Raw genomic sequence first — 24004 nt, 5'->3', positions numbered from 1 at the left:
TCAGCAATGCGTGGTGTATTGATATTACTTTTCACTGACTATATTTAATGAACGTCTCATGATTGGGAAGATTATCATTATTTGTATGGTGATTTGCCTATTTGGTCGTTGAATCTGACCACCATGTGATTTGATGTGTTAATTGGTAGCCACTCTTAATAATCATTATCATGAAGTATCTAACAGGCACAAAAAAGCTGAGACATGCTCAGCTTTTTTATTTTTCTAGATATTTAAAAACTATGAGCTAGGCTCAGTAGTTTCTGAAAAATTTAGTCATTTTCAAGGAAAGAGCGCAAGTGCTCAGAGCGTGAAGGATGACGCAATTTACGTAGTGCTTTTGCCTCGATCTGACGAATACGCTCACGTGTCACATCAAACTGCTTACCGACTTCTTCCAGCGTATGATCCGTTGGCATATCGATACCAAAACGCATTTTTAGCACACGCGCTTCACGTTCAGTCAAGTTACCCAACACGTCACGGGTAGCTTCACGTAGACCAGCAGACGTCGCATCATCGACAGGACTTGAGATAGTACCATCTTCGATGAAGTCACCTAGATGCGAATCTTCATCGTCACCGATTGGCGTCTCCATAGAGATAGGCTCTTTAGCGATTTTTAGTACTTTACGGACTTTGACTTCGTCCATCTCTAAGCGTTCGCCTAATTCCTCAGGCGTCGGCTCGCGTCCCATTTCTTGTAGTAGCTGACGTGAGACACGGTTGATTTTGTTGATAGTCTCAATCATATGCACAGGAATACGGATGGTACGCGCCTGATCCGCGATAGAGCGGGTAATCGCCTGACGAATCCACCAAGTGGCGTAGGTCGAGAACTTATAACCACGACGGTATTCAAATTTATCGACCGCTTTCATCAGACCAATATTACCTTCTTGGATAAGATCCAAGAACTGTAGGCCACGGTTGGTATATTTTTTGGCGATAGAAATAACCAGACGTAGGTTGGCTTCGACCATTTCTTTCTTAGCGCGGCGAGCTTTTGCTTCACCAACAGCCATACGGCGTGCCACATCTTTCATGTCGTGGATTTTCATGTCGAGCTGCTGCTCGTAATCCCGAATTTTACGCTGTAATAAAATCACGTCATCGGTGACTTTTTCTAGGGTGCCAGCAAATGCAGGCTTACCTTTGATACGCTCAATGAGCCAATCAACGTTGGTTTCGTTACTAGGGAAGGTCTTGCGGAACTCATCACGCGGCATACGACCACGGCGAATCACCAAACGCATGATTTGACGTTCTTGTTTACGCACATCGTCATACACGTCATGCATAATAGCCATGACTTGATCTGACAAGCGGTTGTTTAGCTTTAGCATCATAAAGCGCTCAGCAAGTAGAGCATACGCTGTGTCAGCCTGTACGCTACCACGGCCATAATCGAGCAAGGCTTGCTTGGCTTTGATAAATAGATTTTCGATCTCTTCTAGACGTAGGCGTACTTCTTCTGGATCGATGCCGCCAGTTTCTTCTTCCTCTTCCTCAGTGTCATCAATATCATCAGAGTCGTCGTCATCGAGATCGTCTTTAGCATTGGCTTTTGGCTTGACTGGTGGTGGGTTTTCTTTTTCTTCTTTGATGCGTTCTCTTTCTTCTTTTGCCGCCTCTTTGGCTTCTTGTGCGGCTATTTTGTCTTCTTCGGTTTCAGGATCCAAAAAGCCAGTAATAACATCAGAGAGCTTTTTGTCACCATCTTGTACTTTTTGATATTCATCAAGGACGAATTGTACTGTACCAGGCCAATAAGACATGGCATGCTGCACGTCACGAATACCTTCTTCGATACGCTTGGCAATAACAATCTCGCCCTCACGGGTTAGCAAATCGACCGTACCCATTTCACGCATATACATACGCACAGGGTCGGTGGTACGACCTGGATCGGTTTCAACTGCGGCTAATACGGCGGCGGCTTCGTCTGCTGCTGACTCATCATCACTCGAATCATCGTTCATCAAGATGTCATCGGCATCAGGTGCAGATTCAAAGATTTTAATACCAACGTCGGTCAGCATTTGCACAATATCTTCGATCTGATCGCTTTCGGTAATAGAGTCGGGCAGTTGGTCATTCACCTCAGCATAGGTTAAATACCCTTGCTCTTTACCCATTTGGATTAAGGTGGCCAGTTGAGATGTGGACTTAGAAACTGACTTATCGTTCATAAATACTCGCTTACTTGCATCGGACATTTTTATATTGTGACGCGCTATCGCTGGCTGGGTGCGTTGATCTTATCAATCGATTGATCAAAATATGGCGTAGAGGTTGTCAATAATATCAAAAATGAGTGGATATGAATAAAGGCTCAAAACACTACAATAACAGGGCTAAAAAACCACTAAAAAACTGTTAAAAATATATCAAAAATAGTAATACCTAAAAATAATACTTAAAATTCGTGCTTAACGATGCATGCTTATCATCATTTCGTAAGCCATGCCATAAATAGTTAGCGACACAGTTTAACACAGACCAGTGTAATCAAGCACGAGGTAGTGAATGCTCTCTACCATTTTTTACTATCTGCTTAATGATAAAGAGACGGTCTGAGCGACTGGCCATAATTATTATTAGTGGGGTCAATCATCATACTTTTAAAGGGCTGGCATTTTATAAAATATAAATAACACCAAATATTAAGACTGAACCGTGACCATCTGCGCTGATTGTTCGGCTTGCTGTGCACGTAGCCAATCATTTAATAACTGTGACTGCTTACGAACAATAGCCAGCTTAATGTGGTCAGGATTTTTAATCAAATCTTGCATCTTTTTTTGCAAATGTAGCTTAAGCAATTGCATGACTAAATTTTCGACCAATTCATCGAGGCTTAAAATATTTCTTGCCGTTAACGTTTTATAAAATCCACCCCAACTACGGCTGAGTGTCTCTTGAGTCATCGGCTGTACGTTAGACAATATAAAGTGCGCTGCTGCGTTAGCATCTGTTGGTAGATGCTTTAGGCAACGCTTGATCGTACTGACAATATCCAACAGGTCGGTATCTTGCAGGTCTTCCCAAGCAAGTGGACGCAGGGTATCGCTCGCAGCTTTCTGTTTGATATGCGCAGGCAGCTGTAAGTCACTGATACCTGCTTGTTGCCAAATCGATTCAATAGGGTCTTCGAGTAAGGCGCGCGGTTGGAATAAAAAGCACAGCTGCAACTGCTGGCTGATGGTCATGTCACCATCAAAATCTAGCAGGGCGTCTTTCGCTTCGATGTTTTGACTGCGTTTGCCACCAAGCTTTTGATAAATGTCATTATTCAGCAGGTAACGAAAGCTACTGCCTTTGGGAAGCGCCATGGTTAGTGAGCGTACCTGTGACATCAGCTTGGCTTTGCCTTCTACCAAGGTCAAATCGTAGCGTTCGCTTAAGTAGGCAAAAATATACTGTGACAGCGGCATGGCATTTTTGATTTGCTCCCGCATGGCGTCACCGCCCTGACTCTTGATAAAGGTGTCAGGGTCATGATTATTCGGTAAGGTCAAAAACCGCAGCTCTTTATCATCAGCCAGTACAGGCAGAGCAACTTCTAGCGTGCGCCAAGCGGCTTTTTGTCCAGCACTATCACCATCAAAACTCAGTGTGAGGGTTGGGTTGAGGGTCAATAGCCGTGATATTTGGCTCTCATTAATCGCTGTACCCATAGAAGCAATTGCGCCATAGATACCGGCTTGGTAAAGGGCAATCACATCCATATAACCTTCGACCACTAACCAGCTGTCTGCGCGCTGCTGGCGAGATTCATAATAGCCATACAGTACGTGCTGCTTATGAAAAACGGGCGAGTCGGAGGAGTTAATATATTTAGGCTTTACTTCATCATCTAATGCGCGACCGCCAAAGCCAATGGTGCGGCCTTGATTGTCTCGAATCGGAAAGATAACTCGATCACGTAGTAGATCATAATCGCGTCCGGATTCTGATTGGCGAACCAGACCTAATGCTTTCAGTCCTTCAATGTCCTGCGGGAACTGATGCTCAAGATGCTGCCAACCAAATGGCGCATAGCCTAGACCGAAAGTCTCAAAGATGTCTTCCGTGATACCACGCGATAAAAAGTAATGTTTGGCATGCGGGTGGGTCGTCAGACTGTGCTGATAAAACTGCTGAATTTGCTCTAACAGATCGTATAGGTTGCCGTCTTTATCAGAGACACTATTATCACTAGGTAAGCCTGCACTAGCATTGGTATCGGTCAACCATGCAGGTGGAGCACTATTATCAGCTGTGTCTTGATAGTCGGTGGGATAAGAATCTGTTGGGTAAGGCGCTGAATCGTAAGTGTCTAACGGTGGATAACCGTCGTAGCTGTTTTCATAACTGGTGTCATAACTGGTGTCATGGATACTGCTGTCATTATAAGTAGGCTGGTCTGCATAATTTTTCTGCTGATAATCAGGCGCTATGCTTGATGGTAATTGCTCATCGGCTGCTGGCTGAAATTTAACGGTTTCAGCCAGCGCACGCGTGGTAGGTTTTATAGCAGGTTGTTTTTTGGTGCGCTGATAACTGACGTTTTGCTGCTCTTCTTTTGGGACTTCAATACCGGTTTGTTTTGACAGTTCATTAACCGCTTCAATAAAGGTTAGGTTCTCATAATCACGTAAAAAACTGATGGCATTGCCGCCGACACTACAGCCAAAGCAGTGGTAGATGTTTTTTTGTGGATTGACATAAAAAGAAGGCGATTTCTCACCATGAAAAGGGCAGCAGCCCTTAAACTCACTTCCAGCACGTTTAAGCGTCGTGTGACGCCCAATAATACTGATTAAGTCAGCTTGGCTATTTAATTGTTCGAGAATGTGGTTTGGAATGCTCATAAGGACGAATATTTTACCACAAGGTCTACATACAATTCATAAATGGGGACTACCGATACCTAAAATAGTTTCAGACTAGGTGAGAAACCGCTTAATTTGTCATGAAATTCGGTGCAAGATTGTAACAGAATTGTGTTAGTGTGTTCGTTTAAACGCTCTCTCACTGCAATGAGGATTCATTTTATAGGGAAGTTATTAAGAGAGCGGTATGAGTTCAATGAGCCATGGAGTGCGCGTACTTCACGAAGATTTGCGTAAAAAAACCATGTCTGCTGATTCTGCTAGAGGTAAAGAACAGTGAAATAATCGGCGCCGTTGGTGACCGAGATCTACCCCATGATAGGTAAACATCTGGACGACAGCTAAGGCGGCAATAGCCGCAGCCAAATAGCCATAAAAACACCAACCGTAATAGGATTTGATTATGAACGTCCGTAAAGCCACAGCAGCAGGGTTGGTCACAACCTATCTCATGCTGACAGCGTGTACAACAATGCAGTCCGTGCCGCAAGCAGTACAATCCACGCCGGAAAAAGCCAAAAACGTCATTATGATCATCGGTGACGGTATGGGGCCACAACAAGTTGGTCTACTATTGGCGTATGCTAAGCAAGCGCCAAATTCGGTAATCACCGACGGCACGACAGCCTTTGACAGAATCGCCGCCAATGGCCGTATGGGTATTTCCATGACCCACGCCGACAATAACCTAGTGGTCGATTCTGCCGCTTCCGCCACACAACTGGCAACCGGTCAGCTAGCTGGCGCTGAGATGGTTGGCACAAATAAAGACGGTAATAGCGCAGAAAGCATACTGGAAAAGGCCAAAAAACTAGGAAAATCTACCGGGCTGGTGTCCGATACCCGTATTACTCATGCCACCCCAGCAGGCTTTGCCGCACATCAGAGCCATCGCAGTCTGGAAAATGAAATTGCGGTTGATCTGCTGAACAATAACGTAGATGTCATGTTGTCCGGCGGTCTGCGTTACTGGATTCCTGAATCCGCTAATGACGAGCAATCAGCTGTCCGCCAAGAATTGGAAGTGCTATCAGAAGGTAGCGTCGTTATTAAATCTAAGCGTAAAGACAACCGAAACTTGATCGCCGAAGCACAGCAGAAGAACTATGACCTAGCATTCAACCGCTCACAGATGGAAAAGGCCAACGGCAAGATACTCGGCCTGTTTGCTTACTCAGCGTTGCCAAACGGTATTACCGAGCACCAAACTAAGAATGACCCCGCACGCACTATACCAACACTGAAAGAAATGTCAGAAAAAGCGATTAATTCGTTGTCCAAAAACGATAAAGGCTTTTTCCTGATGATCGAAGCTGGGCAAATCGATTGGGCAGGGCATTACAACGACACTGGCACTATGCTGCATGAAATGCTGCGGTTGAACGAAACACTTAATTACGTATTGGATTGGGCGGAAGGCCGTGACGATACCCTTGTTGTGGTGACTGCCGATCACGAAACAGGTGGCTTTGGCTTCAGCTATTCTGCTAACGATCTACCCCATGGACGTGATCTACCGGGCAATGTATTCAAAGAGCAACAGTTTCAACCACTCTTCAACTTCGGCGACGTAGCAACCCTCGATAAACTGTACGAGCAGAAGTCCTCCTACGGCGATATCTTCTATAGCCAGTTCGATGCATTAGAAGCAGACCAGCAAACACCTGCTAGCTTAGCCCGTATTGTAAACGCTGAAACTGGCTTCGATATCACTGAAGCTCAGGCCAAGCGAGTGCTCGCAACCGAAGACAATCCTTTTTATACCGAAGGCCATCCTTATCTGAGCACCAAAACTGTCCCGAAAATGAACGCTAACGGCGCCTTTTTCGCTTACCAAACTGACGACAATCGCCAGAATCTGCTGGCTCGCGAAGTGGCAGAACAGCAAAATGTAGTCTGGGCTACCGGCACCCACACCAATACACCGGTACTAGTATTCACCCAAGGCCCGGGAGACACTACCGCACCCTTTGGTAAGGTGCTGCATCACACAGAAGTAGGTCAACACGCTATTGAAGCATTAGAAGACTAATGTACTAATAACCGCCTGAAGACCTTTTAAATATCTTACCGGCCCTCGATACTTATCGGGGGCCGGTCTACTTTTAATATCTTTCTTATCTTCTGCGAACTAAGGATATAGACTCGCTGCGGTTCATGTTGCCCATGTCCTCGATTTCTATAATATTATGCCACTACAGTATGATTGACTTTAAGAAATAAAAAAGTCACGCGATTACATGATGAGGGTTGGAAACGTTGGGCATAAAATGAGGGGACACGTAGAGAGTTTCTAGGCTGAGCTTGTAAGTGTCGTTATCGGTGCAATGAGATGCGATCATCATGCGAGTGGAAATGCTGTGATCAATATTTTTAGTCCATTTAGGTGCTTTCGTTCAGATTGAGGACACGCCCTAGTATGAACTAAATAAGGCCAACATGAGCGTTGGCCTTATTTTTTCATACTGTTTTTTGATATGCTAAAAAGAAAAAATGCTATCTTAATTAATTTAGATAAGCCATCTTAATTCTAGAGCATTTATTCATCATCCATATCGGTACTATCGACATCTGAATTTGATGGCGTAATACCAACACCTTGGTTAGATAGCGTTGTACGGCGTGTAGGGTTGATATTTTGTGGATCTACATTCGCTTCTCTAGCGGTAGAGCCAGTGCTCGATTGGCTAGTCACGCGCTCAGTTGACGCCTCAGGCAGACCCAAGCCTACATTGATGCCATTACCACGTGTAGGAGAAGTATTGGCTATCGGTGCGTTGGCAGACGTAGTGTTTTCGCTAGGCAATCTTAATTGACTGGCATTACGAATAACTTGAGTTTTGGTCGCGCCAGTATAATTGCCTTCAGAAACCGAGCTGTCTTTAATACCTGAACGGCCAAGCTTGCCAAAGGTTAGCTTATTAAACCAAGTGCGGTCACGTTTGGTGTTGAGCTTAACGCGTCCATCACTGGTCAGCCAATTTGGATAGTTGATCTGTAACAAGGTTTTGTATTCTTTTGCCAAGTCCGTTAGCCCCAGTTTTTCATGGCTATAGGCCAAAATGGCGATGGCTTCGGGTACAGATTCACTCAGTGGATAGTATTGAAACACCCATTTGGCACGGTTGACAGCAGCGACATAAGCCTCACGCTCAATATACCAACTAGCGGCACTCAGCTCACTTTCGGCAAACTGGTTGTAAATGAAGGTCATACGCTGTGCAGCATCTGGCGTATAAGGGCTATTTGGGTATTTATTAATGAGCTCTTGGAAGTTGGCAAAAGCGATACGCAGATAGGCAGTATCACGTTCAGCTTGGTTCAGCTTGAACAGTTTAAGGCCTTCAGATGAGCCTTGCATGTTGGCGACACCGCGCACGTAATAGGCGTAACTGACTTGCGGGTTAGAAGGGTAGAGACCGATAAATTGATCCGCACTAGCCGCTGCCAATTCGAACTTACCGCTTTCATACTGGGCATACATCATATCGAGCAGGGCTTGCTCAGCATATTGTCCGGTAGGATAAAAGGTACGCAGATTGGTCAAGTCTTCAATCGCTTGGATATAACGAGATTTATCAATCTGAGCGATGGCATCGTTATAGTAGCCTTGCTCTGACTTTTCCGCAGTTTCGACTGCATCGACGTCTTTGTTGGTCAGGTTCTTAAAAGTTTGACAACCCACCAAGTTGACACTTATTGCAAGCAGGGTGATTGAGGACAGTTTGATAAACGTATTGCCAACAGCGTGCATACTTCTTCTCCGACACAAGGCGCATAATAGCAGCGACGCTATCATACTATATATAAGGTTAATAATAAAAACGATGCTTATCGCACCAGTTAACTGTCTATTATTGAGAGTGCTAGTGGTTAAGACGACTCGTAATTGACATGATTTTTATCAAAGGCAGTTTTTGCTATGACCTATTAAGAGGGACGTTTTTAAAAATACCGTGCCATAGCATACAGTAAAATAACGCTTACTTTATAGAATAACCACCGTTTCGTCTATTTTTTCGTCATCTATTTTGCAGTTCATTTATCTAAGCTGCTTCGAATTTTAGCAAGCATGCAATATTTATCTTAGTGTATAACAGTTTGACCCGCGGATATAATCCTGAACGTCTTTGTCTATTATGTTTCATCTATCACGTTTCAGCTTTGCAGTTTAGCATGAGCCGCCGCAACGAGCGATATCGAATGTCACTGACATCGACAAATATACAGTAAATTACAGCAATGTCATATTTTAGAGAGTTAATCGTCAATGATTTAGGTATCAAATGATATGCATAAAGTGACAGATAACAGTCAGCTTCTATAGGGCTTGAGCACTTGGCATGCTACACTATGGCAGTATTGCCTCTGCTTTTTTGACCATGATAGGTTTTAATCATCAGGGCACGGCACTGTTTTTCTTATGCAGCACTATATTTTCTTATTATATTCTCTTATAAAGTGCCTTACAAAAACCTGTTAGCGACTTTGCTATATATAAATATAAATCTGTTATGAATAATAATACTATGACCACCCATTTATCACCGAATCAATCGCTAGATACTGATTTATCAGCGCCACATTTATCAGCGCAAGAGCCTTCCATGCCAAATAAAGTTTTAAAAAGTAATGAGTCATCTGATGCTAAGCAGCTAGAAACTGAAGACCGCATCAACGCAAAAACTGTGTCCAATGAAGCCCTCTCAGACGATGCTATGTCACAAGCGTCAGAAAGTATTGTTTCAGAAGGTGCTGTCTCAAAAGATGACGCCTCAAAAAATAGTGATATGCTCGATGACGAGATGATTGAGGACTATGAAGCCGATGAGGCTGATGAAGGGATTGATGACAGTGACGACGATGACGCTGATTATGAAGCGCCAACTATAGGCCAAGCGGTGCCAGTCATTATCGATGCCACCTACACGGTCACCGAAGAAGAAGCTGGTTTACGTATCGATAAGCTGGCATCGCTGGTGTTTACCGACTTTTCGCGTGCGCAGTTGCAAGGCTGGATCAGCGATGGTAGCTTGCTGTATAACGATAGCGTGCAAAAACCAAAAATTCGAGTCAAAGTAGGTGATGTCATACATCTATCAACGACGTTGCAGCAGCATAGTGAAGATCAGCCAGAAGACATCGATATCGATGTGGTGTATGAAGACGATGATGTCTTGGTGATTAATAAGCCAGTTGGCATGGTGGTTCATCCTGGCGCTGGCAATCAGACGGGCACCTTGGTTAATGCTTTGCTGTATCACTATCCACAGCAGCATCATTTGCCGCGTGCCGGTCTGGTGCATCGCATTGACAAAGACACTTCTGGATTGCTGCTTATTGGCAAGACTAAACCGGCACAAATGGCGTTGATGGATCAGCTAAAAGACAAGTCAGTCTATCGTCATTATCAGTGTGTGGTGGCAGGGGATGCGGCAAGTTTATTGCGTCATCGCCGTATCGATGCACCGATCGGTCGTCACCGTAGTCAGCGTACCAAAATGACGGTCATGACGGCAGGTCGTGAAGCAGTCACGCACTTATTAAATGTGACCGCGCTCAATGGTAATTATTGTCTGTTAGACGTGGGTCTTGAGACGGGTCGTACGCACCAGATTCGTGTGCATTTAAGTCATATTACCTATCCGATTGTAGGCGATCGCGTCTATGGTGGTCGCCGTCAACTGCGGGCAGGTCTGACAGAAGTACAGCGTCAGGCGATCAGCAACTTCCCGCGCCAAGCACTGCATGCCTATACGTTGGGTTTTGTTCATCCGACGACAGGTGAGGATGTCGAAGTCACAACGCCAATCCCTGAAGATATGCAGCAGCTAATGACAGTGTTAAGTGATGGCTACGATGAAGAGTAACCGTACTGTGTAAGCAGTCGCGTAAATACGCTTATAATAGACAGATAACAGCAGTAAATAGCTATCAGTGACGTAAAGACGACTCATTAAGACGGTAAATCAGCCATGACTCATAAGCTTCCTATGACATTACTAGCGCAGCTAGAGGATGTGGCGGTTTTTCAGACAGCCGCATTCACCAGTAAGGATGAATGCGAGGCTGATATAACCAGCCAGCTGAGACAAGCGAACTATGGCACGCTCAATTTAGGCTTGCACGTCAATGATAGCGCTGCCAAGGTCTTAGACAATCGCATGCGGCTCTTAACGGCGATGAATGAGCAGTTTACTAGCTTGCCATCAATCAGCGCGCGATATACCCCTATTGAAAGACTGCATTGGGTCAATCAAGTTCATGGCAATTGCATTCATGATACTGACGCCACAGCGCTAAGTATGCGACCGGTGGCAGCTGATGCTATGTTGAGCCAGCAAGCAGGGGTGGGTCTAGCGATAATGACTGCTGATTGTGTGCCTATCGTTCTATACCAACCAGCCAGTGGTAAAATTGCCGCTATTCACGCGGGTTGGCAAGGGTTGGCATGTGGCGTCATCAAAGCAACGACTGAGTGTTTTACTGATTCAGGGCAAATCATGGCATGGATTGGTGTCTGTATCAGCCAACAAAATTATGAAGTGGGCAGTCAAGTTCGCGATAAGCTACTGGCAGGTTGTATAGACAGTCAGTCATTGACGTCAGCCAGTATTGAAAAATTTGATGAGCGCTACGTGATGGCTTCTAAGAATCAGATCGCTGATGACAGTCGTACTGATATGAGTAAAGAGTCGAATATTGATCCTCGATACTTACATAAGTCAGTTGATAAACTATCAAATTACGCTAAAGTAAACACGGATAAAATTAAGCTGAACTTACCAAGACTTGCTGCTGATCAGTTAAGCACTGCTGGTGTAATATTGTGCAACGAGTCACCTATAGACTGTAGCTATGCCGATGCTCGTTATTACTCTTATCGACGTCAGACGCATTTACGGCAGCCAGCGACAGGACGGATGGCACTGGTGATTGCGCGCCGCTCTGCTACCCAGTCAGAATAAACCTACCGGACACTGGTAGATACTAAGCGCCCTGAATCCATTTTATTTCTATTCAATTATTTATAGCTATTATTAGAGTTTGTATGAATACATCTGCCACAGCATCTTTGACATCTACACTGACTGACAACACGCAAAGTGTATCGATTGCCGTCATCTATCATAGCAACTACGGTCATACCAAGCGTGTGGCTGAAGCAATCGTCATGGGCGCGCACCAGCAACTTCCAGAAGCACAGGCAAAAGCCGTCGATGTTCATGATGTCGACTGGGATTTTTTAGATCAGGCAGATTTGCTGGTTTTTGGTAGTGCCGTCTATATGGGCAGCGTGACTGCTGAATTTAAGACTTTTATGGATGAGACCTCAAAGCGCTGGTATCACAGAAAATGGGAAGGCAAGTGGGCAGCCGCTTTTGCTAACTCGGGTGGACTGAGTGGTGATAAACTTGCTGTGCTACAGCAGATTTCTCTATATGCCATGCAGCATGGTATGAATTGGATCGGTTTGCCATTAATGCCGACAGGTCATGAGGCTCATGACTTGAACCGTCTATCTAGCTTTTTAGGATTAATGACGCAATCCCTTGATGGTCCACCTGAAGAGACCCCAGGGAAAGGCGATATCGATACAGCTATTTGGTTCGGTGATCATTTGGCTAAGACTATCATAAAGCATCAACCAGCCACATCAACTTGCTAAAGTACGATTATGATATGGTCAATCCCATATAAATTAGATACGGTGTCAGGCTCGCTTAGTCTGCTATTTGTAGTACTTTCATTCGCCTTCTTTGTATCCAAATTATATTGAACCGACTATAGAACATGCTGATAATATCAATATCATTAGACCTTAGCGTTTATTAAATAAACCAAAAAAGCAGATATCAATTTGATATCTGCTTTTTTTATTGTCATGAGTAAAGCTATTTATCAATGACCTTGGTTGACAACGCCGTAACAGGAATAGGACTGTCGAAAAATTGAAAAGATTGGCATGCGGTTAATAGCATCGTCGCCGAAAGTATATAAGTCATAATGAGGGGTTTCATAGGGATATCTCAGGACACAGTTGGCATTGTTAAAACAGCGTTCATCATAAACAAATTACCGTGTTATACAACGACTAATACCATAAATATAGTAAATATTGGAGCAAGTATAGACAGTATGCTGATTCTGCACTGTGTATGTATTATGTACAGTGGAAATTAAAAATAACAGCTAAATTATGCGTCCATTAAGTTTTTTTTAACTGGTTCGTCACTAGAAAAAAATGAATTGAGAGATTCATAATGATGAGTAGTTGTTTTTCATCAGAATTTTAAAACATCAGTAATAATAATATAAAAACATATTAATTAATTAAAAACTCAGTGCTGATTATAGGAACTTTTATTTTTGTAAAAAAATAGGAGGATTAAGTTACTAATCTAACAATTTTAGCAAAATAGTTTTACCTTAGTAAGGAGGACAGACATTCTACGGTAACTAAGCTTGATAATTGCCTTATAAATAATAAAGAAAAATTCGTTATCGACTTTTAATATTTAGTACGAATAACACACAGCGAAAGTATAGATAAATAGTGGAAGACTTTGATTTTTTGAATGTAGATACGGTTGAATGATAACTGTCACGAATTAAAAATACTTAAAACACCCTAGGTGCCAGCTATATGAGGATATTATGAAGCCACTTTCTATGATGTTATCGATGCTCGTCATTGGTATGACCTCCAACGCTGCGATGGCTGAAGGTGCAAGCAGCGTTAATACAAGCCTAGCCAATGCCAGTTTACCTAATACTAGTTTACCTAATACTAGTTTACCTAATATTAGCCCTGCCAATAGCGAGCTTGTCAATCGCGGTGCCTACATCGCCCGTGCGGCCGATTGCATGGCATGTCATGGTGAGGACTATACCGGTGGGACACCAATCGAGACCCCAATGGGGGAGATTTACTCCACCAATATCACGCCATCCAAACGTTACGGTATCGGCGACTATACCGAAGCAGATTTGAAGAATGCGCTGCAAAAAGGTCGTGCGCCTAATCATATGCTTTATCCTGCCATGCCATATCCTTCCTATAGTGGTATGAAAGAAGAAGATATCAGTGCGTTGTTTGCTTATTTACAGACAGTACCAGCGGTTGACGAAGCTCCTAAAGAAAAAACAGACTTGCCATTTCCTTTTAATATTCGCAGCTTAATGTTGGGTTGGAATTTACTCAATGTACCGTCTACTGAAAAGCGCGACGGACTGAACGAGACCCAAAAACGCGGTGAATATCTGGTCAATAATCTGGAGCACTGCGGTACTTGTCATACTCCGCGTAATAGTACGATGGGTTTTGATAAGAGTATGTACTTATCTGGTGCCCAGCTCGGTCATTGGCATGCACCAAATATCACGCCTGATGAGTCGAGCGGTATCGGCAGCTGGAGTGAGCAGGATATCGTCACTTATCTGCGTACGGGTGAGCTTGATCAACGTGCTTACGCTGGTGGTCCCATGGGCGAGGCAGTTGCACATAGTACGCGCTACTTAAAAAACGAAGACTTGAGTGCCATTGCTTCTTATCTGAAGGCAGTACCTGCTGTCCAGACCGACGATAAAGTGTCTGCGGTAGATGTGTCGCGCCTACCAACGCCAATCAACGAATCTATCACTCATGATCTACTGGCGCAAAAAGAATATTTGAAACAGGCAAAAGCCGCAGTAGGTAATGGCAGTAATTCCCCCGAATCATTATATTTAGCCACCTGTGGTAGTTGTCATGGGGTTGACGGCTATGGTCAGCCTGATGCACGTTATGCCCCTATCGTCGGCCTGAGTAGTATCCGCCGCGAAAGACCTGATGCACTGGTTAATATGATTCTTCATGGGGTAGAAGGGGCAACCAATACATCGCCCATCATGCCAGGGTTTTCAGATGAGTTAAATAGCGAGCAAATCGCTGGTATTACCAATTACGTACGGGTGAATTTTGGTGGTCTTACCAGCAGTGACGTGAATGCTAGCGATGTCGATCGTATCGCAAATACTGGCATTGATAAGCCTTTCTTGATTAAGTACGCAGGCTTACTGGCGATAATCGGTATTATGGTCGCGATTGCTATTATTGTGTTTATCATCCGCGCCATCTTACGCTCTAGACGCCGCGCTTAGTTTGACTATATTTAGATAAACGGTCGCATAAAGAACTTATAAAGGCGTACTAGACGCTGATTACAGTACGAGAATTAAGGTTAAAACGGTAATGCATTAAGGCTTGGCAAGACAAAGGTTCGATATAAACTGAGCCGATAATAAAAGCAAAATGCCAAAGACGATTGCCTACCGTTATACACGACGTCTACTTTAAGGACATTATTATGAAAGACATGCTTCAATCACCAACGCGGCGCCAACTACTCTCGATGATTGGTAAAACCGCAGGCGCGACAGCGATGTATCAGGCAATGACGACGTTAGGATTTGCGTCAGAGTCGAGTTTTAAAGAGACCATGGATCTTAAAGGTGCACCTCCGGGCGCTAGTATCGTCATTCTTGGTGCGGGTCTTGGCGGACTGACCGCGGCTTATGAGTTACGCAAAGCGGGCTACGATGTCAAAGTGCTCGAATATCAAAATCGTGGCGGCGGTCGTAGCTGGACATTGAACAGCGGTGATAAATATACCGAGCTTGGCGGTGAAGAAGTCACTTGCGATTTTGAAGAGGGCAATTATTTTAATGGTGGGCCGTGGCGTTTACCAAGCCATCATTATGCCATCTTCCATTATTGCAAACAGTTTGGTGTTGAGATGCAGCCTTTTATTCAAACCAATGATCGCGCTTATTTGCATCGTACTGATCATTTCAATGGCGTACCTCAGCGTTTGGGTGATGTGAAAAATGATATTCAAGGCCATGTCGCGGAGCTGCTATCAAAATCAGTTAACGTCGGTGGTCTTGATCGTTCGGTCAATACTGAGGACAAAGAAAAGCTATTAGAAGGTTTAAAAGGCTGGGGTGTGCTGGATAAAGATTATCGCTATCGCGCCAGTAATGAAACCAGTAAACATCGTGGCTTTAGTGTCTTTCCCGGCGGTGGCTTGATGCCTGACGCAAAACCGTCAAAACCTTTGCCAATCAGTGAGATATTGGATTCGGGGATGTGGGCCGATATTTATGGCAATCATATGACTTATGCTCATCAACCAACCATGTTTCAGCCAGTAGGCGGCATGGGGAAAATCGGTGATGCGTTCACCCGTGAATGTCGCGATATGATTGAGTTTAATGCAAAGGTCACTAAAATTCATCAAGATGACAGTGGCGTCACCGTCGATTATGTCGACAGCAACAGTCCAGATGGTGCCACCAAGACCATTCGTGCAGATTGGTGCGTGTGCAATATTCCGCTAACGGTGCTGACGCAGATGGATATCAATGTCTCAAAACCGATGAAGCAAGCAATGGCCGCTGTGCCTTATGAGACCTCTTATAAAGTTGGTCTAGAGTTCAACCGTCGCTTTTGGGAAGAAGATGAGTGGATATTTGGTGGTCTGACTTATACCGATATGCCCATTGCGCAAATTGCCTATCCGTCACAAAATATGTTCAAAGACGGTACGGGCGTGTTATTAGGCGCGTATGGTTATGGTCCTACGTCTTATAAGTTTAATACCTTAACGCCGAAAGAACGCATCAATGTCGCGCTTGCTTATGGTAAATATATCCATCCCCAGTATCCAAAAGAATTCCGCGCAGGGACATCAGTTGTCTGGCACCGTATCCCATGGACGCTTGGCTGTTATGGGATTTGGAATGAGTCGACCCGTCGTCAGCATTACGACACTTTGTGCAGTATTGATAATCGTATTGTGCTGGCGGGCGAGCATTGCTCACATATTCCAGCATGGCAAGAAGGCGCTATTTTATCTGGTATGGATGCCGCGAAGCGCCTACATAAAAAAGCAAAAATGCTTGTTTAATAACGCTTGGTTAATATGAATAACTACAAAATTCAGAGGCTATTATGGACAATGCAATCGTGAAAAAGGCAATCTTGAAGAAAAAAGTCATGAAAGACATGACACCCAAATTGCTGACGGTGATGCTGCTGAGTGGGATAAGCAGTGCAGCACTGTTAGGCTGTAGTCAACAGTCAGATGATGAAGTGACGGTTTCCAGTGTGCAAGATCAGGATTCCCTAACAACCAATGACTATCAAGAAAGCCGAAATACGGGTGCGTGGGGCGGTGTTTATATGAGCCGTGAGGAGCTTACGGCACCTCCTATCAATATTGTCGACGACAGCTCGTTGCCCAATATGGAAGATGACCCAAATATTACTAAGTGGAACGCAAAGTTTGAAGGTACAAATGGGTTTGTGACGACAGATGGCAAAAAGCTGTATCACGACTCTTGCGCGGCGTGTCATATGCACAAAGGCGAGGGTGCTGATGGCGCAGGCTATTATCCACCACTGGCGAATAACAGTAAGATGCAATCAAAGTATTACATCATTGATATCTTGATTAATGGCTTTCGAGGTATGCCGTCATTCCATGGGATGATGAACGATGCGCAGATGGCTGCGGTTACTCAATATGTGCTCAGTGACCTCAATGGTTTTACCGATACCGTTACCGCTGGAGATGTGGCAAAACTGCGGCATCCCAATCCATCAGCGGGTGATCCGAGTGACGAATAACACTATTATTTAAATTCTTAGCTAATAGTTTTTTAAGCGAAAATGGTTCGTACAAAAATGACTTAACCATTCTCTGCAACATAAAAAAGCGCCTAATTATTTATTAGGCGCTTTTTTATAGGCAAGGCTTAATGGATTAAGAAAGATAATGAGAGAAAGGGTTTATTTAGGGCTGGATGACCAGACTGGTGAGCGAATAGTGCCTTGACCAGACTTACCGAATGACTCGCCACCGTTCAGTGATTTGATGGTTAATATGCCTTTGCCGCCTTGCTTTGAGGCGTAAACGACACGCTTACCGTTAGGCGAAAAGCTCGGCGCTTCATCGATACCCGTATTGCCCAAATTCGTAGTGATAGCACCGCCGCTATTCATGATCGCCGCTGAGCGACCACTTAAAAAGGCAATTTGTGAGCCATCGCTACTAAACTGCGGGCTAGTGGCATAACCGCTATTTGATACTTTGGTCGTATTTCCTGATCCAAACTCATAACGGTAAATCTGTGGTTTATTAAATCCTGATCGGTCACTGACGAATACAAAAGATTTGCCATCTGGTGCATAGCTTGGCTGTACTTCGCTGCTTGGCCAATTGGTGATTCGTCTAGGTTTACCGCCGCTGGCACTCATCTCATAAATATTAGCACTGCCTTCAAAGCTGCTAGAAAATAATATCTTGCTACCATCAGGTGAGAATGATGGGCTTAGGTTGCTACCAGAAAATGGCGTCAAAGCACTTGCACTGCCACCGCTCACGTTTTGTACATAAATAACAGGATATGATTTATCGGGCTGCACAGAATAGGCGATGCGATTACCATCTGGTGACCACGATGGGGAGAATATAGAACCAGCAACTTCAGTAATAGTCTTAGCGTTTTCGCCATCAGCATCCATGACTTTTAAGCGCGATACTTTTTCTTTACCAGTACCAACTTCTTCGATATAGGCAATACGTCCGGAGAAGTCACCTGGAATACCAGTAATCAGCTCATAAACTTTGTCAGCGATGACGTGACCGGCATAGCGCAGGCTTTCTTTATTATTGTCAGCCGTTAAGCTTTGCTTGCCTTCAATCACTCGGCCAGATTTGATATCAATCACTTCGTAATCGGTGACTACTTTACCGCGGTTGCTGCGGGTACTACCGACCACTAGGTAAGGAATCCCCATACTTTGCCAAACCGGTAATGTGCCTGACAGCTCGCTAATACTGCGCGGCTGCTGTGGCAAATCTTTGCTGGTCACCTTTAATTCAGTTTTGCTTAAATCATTGAGAATAATCGGCGATAACACAGAATCACCTGCAAACGGCACAAAAGCCACTTGGTTTTGTTGGACTGGAATATCATAATCCAATTCTAAGACGACAGGCGCCGCCAACAAGTTGGAAGACATAAGCAAGGTTGAGGTGCTGGCAAGTAAAGAAAGGCATAACTTCTGATGAGTACGCATGACCGAATTGAACTCCTGAAATAGTCTAATCGTTATTTTTTATAGGGGCTAAGTTTACCGTTACGGTATGGCAATATTACACGCAGTGCAAGCATTTTAAGGTAACGTTATCAATAATATAGGGACTGGGTAACTGATTAATTGCTACCTTTAAACTGTATGGTAAAAGTAGGGTACTTAGGATCATCAGCATCAATCGGTAAGCTGCCAGTATTCAAAACTGCTTGTTTGGCTGCTTCATTGACCGCGCTATCAGGTCCTGAAGCGGAGACGTTGACCACATTGCCGCTCGCATTGACAGTGATGGTTAAGGTGGCGCGCTGAGTCGAGCCTTTGGCAGCGGTTGGCGGGCTATAATTGCGTTTGATTAAATTGATAATTTCACCATTGCTGGCACCGCGACTGCCACTTGAGGCAGAGCGACTACTACCTTTTGCCGTACTAGAGGTAGAAGAATCGCCAGAGAGGGTCGACTCACCATCTTCTGATAAGCTAAAGTTTTTATTGGCACTGCCAGAGCTGCCAGTATCAATTTTTAAATTTTTATCAGTAGCAGTAGGGCGTGTAATTTTAGGCGGGTTGTTTTGTTTATTACGGTAATCCCTAAGCTGTTTTTGTTCTTCGATGAGCTGTTGTCTTTTATCTTGTTCAACTTGATTGTGTTCTTCTACTACCGACTCATCTAGCTGTGCTGCCCATTCAGCCATATTGCGCTCATATTCTTGATTTTGCTCAAGCAGCCGCTGATGCTGTTCTTCACTCATCAGCATCGGGCGACTGGCAGGATCGTCAGAGCGTGTAAAGACAGGCACGCGCTGAGAGTTTGGTTGGTTGGGGTTTTGAATGCTAGCGCTACCGTCAACCGTGTTCTCTGGCATATCACTGAATGAGCCGCTCGTACCACTATCAGCTTGCATAGCACTGGCAGCAGCGGCACGATTGGCAAGGATTTGCCCTTGCATCTCAGCCAGCTGTTCAGGGGATACCATGACGGTCTCTAAACTACCTACCGTTTCAACTTCTGTATTTTGATAGGTATAAATAAGTATGCCAATCACCAGACCATGTGCAAGCAAGCTGAGCAGCGTAGGCAGTGTCAGCCCATTGCCTTCAGGTTGGGTCGGCACATAAACAGCAGGCGCATTATTCATGGCAGTGATACTCATGGACATGATATTGGAGGATGAGGTTCATCAGATTATCTACTTTATTATAACAAGCGGTGCTAACAATAGGATTCATTATGATGAGGGTGTGGGCAAGGGTGCGCCCGTTAATAATCCCACCTTTTGGATACCTGCTTGCTGCAAGCTTGCCATCAAGGTCATGATAGCGCCATATTGATTGTTTTGATCGGCATTGATCATAACCTGTAAAGGCTGTGCGCCCGCATCGCTGCTTTGCGCCTGCAGATTAGACAAGGTGTTAATCAGCTCTGGCTCACTAATCGGTAAGTCGATATTGCTCTCATAACTGATAAAAATCTCGCCACTATCGGTTAAGGAGACAATCACGGGTAACTGGCTTTGACTCATGGTATTGGTTTGCTCTTTTGGTAGCTCGACGTCGACGCCGGTGATCAGCATCGGCGCAGTTACCATAAATATCACCAGTAGCACCAGCATCACGTCGATATAAGGAACGACGTTCATCTCCGCATTCAGCGCTTTTTTCTCACGGCGATAGGGGTTTGGTTTCATAGCCCTGTCACCTGACCATTAAGTGCGCTGTCTCTATCTACCACGCTTTGGACGCTTGTCTCACGCTGGAGCATACCTGTCATCTCATCGCAGAATAGTGCGCGTGAATCATACAAACGGCTTGATTTGGCCGTAAAGTGGTTGTACGCGAGTACAGCAGGAATAGCCGCAAACAAACCCATGGCCGTGGCGATTAGTGCTTCAGCGATGCCTGGCGCGACAGAGGCTAGGGTCGCCTGCTCAGTTTGGGATAGTCCCAAAAAGGCATTCATAATGCCCCATACGGTGCCAAATAAGCCGACATAAGGTGCAACTGAGCCGATGCTGGCTAGGGTAGTGAGCCCAGATTCTAGTAACTGCTGCTGACGTCCTAAGCCGACCCGAAGCTTACGCTCAACCCCATCGATAATGTCATCTTTTGGCTGACGTTTTTTGTGCATTCTGAGGTATTCAGAAAAGCCCACATAAAATATCTGCTCAAGTCCTTGGCGCTCAGGCGAGCCTTGCACGCCTTGGTACAACTTTGCCAAATCTTCACCCGACCAAAACCAAGTCTCGAACTGTTGATCAAAGTTCTTAGCCGTACCGAGCCGTGCACTCATACGAAAAATAATGACCCAGCTGAGCAAAGACGCTAGCAATAAGAGCGCCATCACAATCTGTACCAATAGACTGGCTTGGGTGATAAGGTCGATAATATTTAATGATTCAGGCATGTATTGGACTCACGGGTAATTAACAATAACTGGTATACGCGCCATACGTAGACCAGATAAGACCTCTAAACTATAGAATATAGGGCATCGAAACTAAGCTAGTAATAGCTGGTAATACAAGCTAGTAATAATAGAAGGTATTCAACAAAATACACTTATATTATGCACGAATAATATTTTTCATATAGCACAGCGTGCAGAAACGATCATACTATGAAGCGTCAATGCATTATGCACACTTATATCAACCGACTAGTGTACTGCTAAATGAAGAAAAGGTCATTTTTTTAAAAGGTTAAAGCGAAAAAAACTGCATTTTATTGATAGAGGTGTAACTTTCGTCGATATAAGGTGGGTTTAAAGGTAGGGTTGGGCAGTAATACAACTATTATCCAGTATTTGAACGCTGAGATAGCCTTATTTCCGTTTTAAACCAGCAAGGCACGGGTAATGATTGAATTTGTATCTCATTTTCTCTAAAATGTTGCTCTTTGTTACCGCTGCCTTTTGATTATGACGTCGCAACTTGCTTGTTGACGTCATCTTTATTTTAGGCACCAATAAATTTGTTCTTTCACTAGCAAGCTGGGCGCGACACTTATGAATGCAATTGAACGCTATTTTGGGATCAACGGTGAAAACACCACGGTCAAAACGGAAATTCTTGCTGGTATTACTACCTTTTTGACGATGGCTTACATCATCTTTGTGAACCCCAACGTATTAGCAGAAGCGGGTATGGACAAAGGAGCGGTGTTCGTTGCTACTTGTTTGGCAGCGGCAATAGGCTGCTTTATTATGGGTATTTATGCCAGATTGCCGGTGGCATTAGCGCCAGGTATGGGCTTAAACGCCTTCTTTACCTACGGTGTGGTGCTGGGTATGGGCTATGCATGGCAGACAGCGTTAGGAGCAGTATTTCTATCTGGTTGTTTGTTTATCCTTTTAAGCTTATTCAAGATTCGCGAATGGATTATTAATGCCATTCCAACGAGCCTTAAGCAAGGTATCGTTGCTGGTATCGGTGCATTTTTGGCATTTATTGCCCTGCAAAGCTCTGGCATCATCGTAGGTCGTGATGCGACCTTGGTCATGCTCGGTGATATGACTGCATTTGCCCCTATGATGGCTGCTCTTGGTTTCTTTATTATCATCGGTTTGGTGTATAAAAAAGTCCCAGGTGCGGTAACCATTGGTATTTTGCTGATTACCTTGATCAGTTTGGTTACTGGTAACACTCAGTTTACGGGTATTATGTCGGCACCGCCATCGATTGCGCCAACACTCATGCAGCTTGATATCGCAGGCGCGTTTGATATTGGCATGATTAGTGTTATTTTTGCTTTCTTATTCGTTGATCTGTTTGATACAGCAGGCAGCTTGGTTGGTATTGCCAATAAAGCAGGCCTCATTGATAAAGACGGCAATATTCCTAATATGGACAAAGCGCTATTGGCTGATTCAACGGCTACGGTTGCTGGTGCCATGCTAGGTACTTCGTCAACGACCAGCTATATTGAAAGTGCGTCAGGAGTTGCGTCAGGTGGTCGAACTGGTTTGATGGCTGTGACGGTGGGTGTGCTATTCTTGCTTAGTATTTTCTTTGCGCCATTAGCTGGTATGATTCCCGCTTATGCGACCGCAGGGGCGATATTCTATGTGTCGGTATTGATGCTGTTCACCCTCAAAGATATTAATTGGGAAGACTTGACGGAAGCGGCACCAGTAGCAGTGGTATTATTACTAACACCGCTTACGTATTCTATCGCTGATGGTATTGCGCTTGGATTTATTACCTTTACAGCGGTGAAGTTGATGACAGGCAAGTTCTCTGAAATTACGATTCCAGTATGGATTTTGACAGCTATTTTATTGGCAAAGCTAGTACTTCTATAAGTCGCTAACATGATGTGGCTAGTCTATATCATGTAGCTAACCATACTAGCATTAGGCATATTCTGACCCTCTTTATTATGGATTAATAAGGAGGGTTTTTTTTGTGTTTCAAGTAAAGTGCCTTGCGATAACTAACCGAAATTCTATGCTCTACAAAACAATTAATGACCAATAGTAAACAAAAAATTATAACTAAAGCGTCATTGCTGTTATGACGGTTATAACTAATTGTTTTTAAAGTAGATATTTATTGTCTTAAATTCTAAATATCGTTAGTTTGAAATTTTTTTTCATGATACCATAGCCAGGTTAAGCGCATCACCTCAATCAACGCCGTAGAGGTTTTTCTTACAGTGAATTAGCGTCATATAAGATGGTAGATTTTGGCTTATTAGCATGATAATCGATAGATTATTGTCCTAATGATATTCAGCCTTGAACCATTAATCGAACTCCTTTCACTACTAACAAGAAGAAGGCACTAATGCCGCTTAACTGTTCGTTGTTGCCTTTATATTGTTAACGTAGCCCGTTTAACACTCGAACGACCTACTTAAACGTTTCCAGCTTATGCTGGATTTGCTCGTTTTACGATGGCGCCGTTTGGTCTTTTGATTATTGCTGTGAGTCACAGTCAATAATTCCTATTAAATATGGTAGGGTTATAGACAGTGAACCAGAGCGATC

Annotated in this window: 15 protein-coding genes; 8 read left to right on the top strand and 7 right to left on the bottom strand. The window is 44.1% G+C overall.

Translation table 11 applies throughout. The annotated features are described in order from the left end of the window. Positions 1-272: 272 nt before the first annotated feature. Together rpoD and IOD06_RS05900 are read right to left on the bottom strand one after the other, a co-directional pair. The gene (rpoD, locus tag IOD06_RS05905; RefSeq protein WP_189584832.1) at positions 273-2192 is read right to left on the bottom strand and encodes an RNA polymerase sigma factor RpoD; all 1920 of its coding nucleotides are present in this window, start codon (positions 2190-2192) and stop codon (positions 273-275) included. Positions 2193-2666: 474 nt separating this feature from the next. Continuing rightward, positions 2667-4856, bottom strand: coding sequence for a DNA primase (locus tag IOD06_RS05900; RefSeq protein WP_194619896.1), 2190 nt, complete (start codon positions 4854-4856; stop codon positions 2667-2669). A gap of 424 nt (positions 4857-5280) precedes the next feature. On the opposite strand from IOD06_RS05900, the gene IOD06_RS05895 reads away from it, so the two are divergent. Next, the gene (locus tag IOD06_RS05895; RefSeq protein WP_194620422.1) at positions 5281-6909 is read left to right on the top strand and encodes an alkaline phosphatase; all 1629 of its coding nucleotides are present in this window, start codon (positions 5281-5283) and stop codon (positions 6907-6909) included. Between the two features lie 507 nt (positions 6910-7416). On the opposite strand, the gene IOD06_RS05890 is transcribed toward IOD06_RS05895, so the two are convergent. Then, positions 7417-8631, bottom strand: coding sequence for an outer membrane protein assembly factor BamD (locus IOD06_RS05890; protein WP_194619894.1), 1215 nt, complete (start codon positions 8629-8631; stop codon positions 7417-7419). A 760-nt stretch (positions 8632-9391) separates the two neighbouring features. Between IOD06_RS05890 and IOD06_RS05885 the strand changes: the two genes are divergently transcribed. From IOD06_RS05885 to IOD06_RS05860, 6 genes are all read left to right on the top strand, one after another. Continuing rightward, positions 9392-10747: an RluA family pseudouridine synthase gene (locus IOD06_RS05885; protein ID WP_227669936.1), complete on the top strand. Its 1356-nt coding sequence runs from the start codon at positions 9392-9394 to the stop codon at positions 10745-10747. Positions 10748-10852: 105 nt separating this feature from the next. After that, positions 10853-11845: a polyphenol oxidase family protein gene (locus tag IOD06_RS05880; protein WP_194619892.1), complete on the top strand. Its 993-nt coding sequence runs from the start codon at positions 10853-10855 to the stop codon at positions 11843-11845. Positions 11846-11928: 83 nt separating this feature from the next. After that, on the top strand, positions 11929-12546 hold the full coding sequence (locus tag IOD06_RS05875) for a flavodoxin family protein (RefSeq protein WP_194619890.1): 618 nt from the start codon (positions 11929-11931) through the stop codon (positions 12544-12546). Positions 12547-13535: 989 nt separating this feature from the next. Beyond that, the gene (locus IOD06_RS05870; RefSeq protein WP_194619888.1) at positions 13536-15020 is read left to right on the top strand and encodes a cytochrome c; all 1485 of its coding nucleotides are present in this window, start codon (positions 13536-13538) and stop codon (positions 15018-15020) included. Positions 15021-15226: 206 nt separating this feature from the next. Then, the gene (locus IOD06_RS05865; RefSeq protein WP_194619886.1) at positions 15227-16828 is read left to right on the top strand and encodes a flavin monoamine oxidase family protein; all 1602 of its coding nucleotides are present in this window, start codon (positions 15227-15229) and stop codon (positions 16826-16828) included. A gap of 89 nt (positions 16829-16917) precedes the next feature. Then, positions 16918-17550: a cytochrome c gene (locus IOD06_RS05860; RefSeq protein ID WP_194620420.1), complete on the top strand. Its 633-nt coding sequence runs from the start codon at positions 16918-16920 to the stop codon at positions 17548-17550. A 162-nt stretch (positions 17551-17712) separates the two neighbouring features. On the opposite strand, the gene IOD06_RS05855 is transcribed toward IOD06_RS05860, so the two are convergent. The 4 genes from IOD06_RS05855 to tolQ form a co-directional block, all read right to left on the bottom strand. Then, complete coding sequence (locus IOD06_RS05855; protein ID WP_194619884.1) at positions 17713-19005, bottom strand: PD40 domain-containing protein; 1293 nt, start codon at positions 19003-19005, stop codon at positions 17713-17715. Between the two features lie 137 nt (positions 19006-19142). After that, positions 19143-20171, bottom strand: a complete 1029-nt coding sequence (locus tag IOD06_RS05850) for a cell envelope integrity protein TolA (RefSeq protein WP_227669935.1) — start codon at positions 20169-20171, stop codon at positions 19143-19145. Positions 20172-20246: 75 nt separating this feature from the next. Next, the gene (tolR, locus tag IOD06_RS05845) at positions 20247-20705 is read right to left on the bottom strand and encodes a protein TolR (protein ID WP_194619882.1); all 459 of its coding nucleotides are present in this window, start codon (positions 20703-20705) and stop codon (positions 20247-20249) included. Next, positions 20702-21421, bottom strand: coding sequence for a protein TolQ (gene tolQ / locus IOD06_RS05840; protein WP_194619880.1), 720 nt, complete (start codon positions 21419-21421; stop codon positions 20702-20704). Before tolQ ends, tolR begins: the two co-directional genes overlap by 4 nt. Positions 21422-22021: 600 nt before the next feature. On the opposite strand from tolQ, the gene IOD06_RS05835 reads away from it, so the two are divergent. Continuing rightward, positions 22022-23317, top strand: coding sequence for an NCS2 family permease (locus IOD06_RS05835; protein WP_010201193.1), 1296 nt, complete (start codon positions 22022-22024; stop codon positions 23315-23317). Positions 23318-24004 lie beyond the last annotated feature (687 nt).

The sequence above is a fragment of the Psychrobacter sp. N25K4-3-2 genome (assembly GCF_015351755.1).
Classification (GTDB): Bacteria; Pseudomonadota; Gammaproteobacteria; order Pseudomonadales; family Moraxellaceae; genus Psychrobacter; species Psychrobacter glaciei.
The sequence above is the reverse complement of the archived record's forward strand: the minus strand, read 5'-3'. Positions and strand labels throughout refer to the sequence as shown.